Source organism: Pelotomaculum propionicicum (assembly GCF_004369225.1).
GTDB classification, from domain to species: domain Bacteria; phylum Bacillota; class Desulfotomaculia; order Desulfotomaculales; family Pelotomaculaceae; genus Pelotomaculum_B; species Pelotomaculum_B propionicicum.
Genome location: NZ_QFFZ01000124.1, coordinates 1 through 1,960, shown reverse-complemented (window position 1 = coordinate 1,960; position 1,960 = coordinate 1). Strand labels below are relative to the sequence as shown.

Sequence of the window (1,960 nt, the reverse complement as noted above, 5' to 3'; positions counted from 1 at the left end):
TATTTGAAAAATTCGATTTCTAGCTCTTGTTGTTGTTTCGGAATTACTCTTCGTTAGCTTTCGCTTGACGAGAGTCATGTGTTTCTTTTCCATCCATCCACTGTTTAGTTTTCAAAGACCGGTTGCTGCAAGCTATCTCATCCGGGACACTTTTATAGTCTAACATTATTAGTTTCCCAAGTCAAGGACTATTCATCCTTTTTTCGCCGCTTTTTGCAAGGCTTATTTGCATCATTTTACATGTTTTTGCTTCGCCTCCAGCAGCTTAAAATCTACTATTTAAACTAAAGTACAGCTATAAGCGAGATTCTGTTTCGGCAGTCATCCATCTAAGGAAGAATTGCTTCCTTCCCCTTACGGGGCGCCCCTACCCGCGGTCATTCGCCGGGGACATTCCTGCCCCTTTCCGTATTCCCGCCTATTTGGGTTGCACGCTGGCGGAGTTTACCCTTGCACTTGCCGGTCACCCGGCAACATAGTTTCTGTGGCACTTTATGGCTACCAGCAACTCTGTGAGTTCCTTTCACCGTCGTCAGGTCACCCTGCCCTGGCTTGCGCCAGGCGCCTTACTACATCCTGGTTGTTTTCTGTATCTGATACTTAACCAGGGCGTGCGTGTCTCGACTTTCCTCTGCTTATTATTTTGGGGACATGCCACACAGCTTTTTCTGCTGATGGTTTGTCAGCTTTCCTTATAATAAACAGCAACTGCCCGCTGTACTTTAGCTTTTTTTAACTGGCTATTGACTGATACTCTCATCGCCAATAGTGACGACAAACGTTATCTTAACAAAAAATTTATGCTTTTACAAGAGGTAATAACTGGTGGCATTAAAAGAGTGAGACGAGTGGACGGGGAAAAAACCCCAAGGTTTTTAACAACCACAGGGCTTTTAAAATTGATCTGGCAGCGACCGGGATATTTTGAATGAGTGCCAAATCTTTATAGTTATGGTCCTCTTTTACTAGGGCATCGGCTCAACCCTTTTTCGGTTTAATTATACAGTATTAATCCCCTTTCACACTCAACATTGGCTTTTGCGGCTTCTCTGAGCATTCCGCATTTGAATTTTTCCAGGATTTCTTCAACCGTGCCTTCCGCGCTGTAAAATACCTTGATGCCAACTGCGCCTAACTCCCAGAAGGTTTTTGGGCCACAATTCCTGGTAATCACTGCCATAACCCCAAGGCGGCTTATTTTTTCAGCTGTCTGAACGCAGATCTTATAGCAAGCATTCGGTTTCTGTTCATTCCTGACAACCTGGTACTCGTTGGTTTCTGTATCAACTACGATAATATAGTTAGCACGGGCCAACCTTTGGTCTAACTTGCTTTTCATGTTTTCCCCCTGAGAGGGAATAGCCACTTTCAATATAATTCACTACCCCTTGCTTTTTTACAAATTGCTTACTGCTTTTAAATAAATAGTAAAACGCTTATGAAACAATGTCAATAATCTATAACAACCTCAACATATATAGCGATGATGAGAAACAGGATCAAATAAATCCACAACATATCGTCCTAATAGTGCAGATTGGTTATGTTTTGGCTGCATTTTATGAAAAGCAAGACCTCGATCTGGCAGCGACCTACTCTCCCAGGGACCAACGTCCCAAGTACCATCGGCTCAGTGTGTCAGGGGAACGGGGTTGTTGACAACATTTAGGCTTTTAGGAAATCCCGCCGTGTTCGGGATGGGAACGGGTGTACCAGTTCGGTAGTCGGTCGTCAGACGTCGGTCGTCAGAAAAAATATAAAAACAAACCTCATGGTGTTTTCTCCATGAGGCTTAAAATTAATCTAGCGGCGTCCTACTCTCCCAGGGACCAGCGTCCCAAGTACCATCGGCGCTGAAGAGCTTAACTGCCGTGTTCGGGATGGGAACGGGTGTACCCTCTTCGCTATCACCACTAGAAAGTTATATTCCTTTAATATTCCTTCAAAACTGAACAGCATA

The 1,960-nt window shown here is 44.0% G+C and carries 1 protein-coding gene, 1 rRNA gene and 1 other RNA gene; all 3 read right to left on the bottom strand.

Going from position 1 to position 1,960, the window contains the following annotated elements:
* Positions 1-293: 293 nt before the first annotated feature.
* Positions 294-662, bottom strand: an RNA gene (gene rnpB / locus Pmgp_RS19150) — RNase P RNA component class B.
* A gap of 332 nt (positions 663-994) precedes the next feature.
* Positions 995-1,339, bottom strand: a complete 345-nt coding sequence (locus tag Pmgp_RS19145; RefSeq protein ID WP_243119961.1) for a NifB/NifX family molybdenum-iron cluster-binding protein — start codon at positions 1,337-1,339, stop codon at positions 995-997.
* A 462-nt stretch (positions 1,340-1,801) separates the two neighbouring features.
* A 5S ribosomal RNA gene (gene rrf, locus Pmgp_RS19140) occupies positions 1,802-1,918 on the bottom strand.
* Positions 1,919-1,960 lie beyond the last annotated feature (42 nt).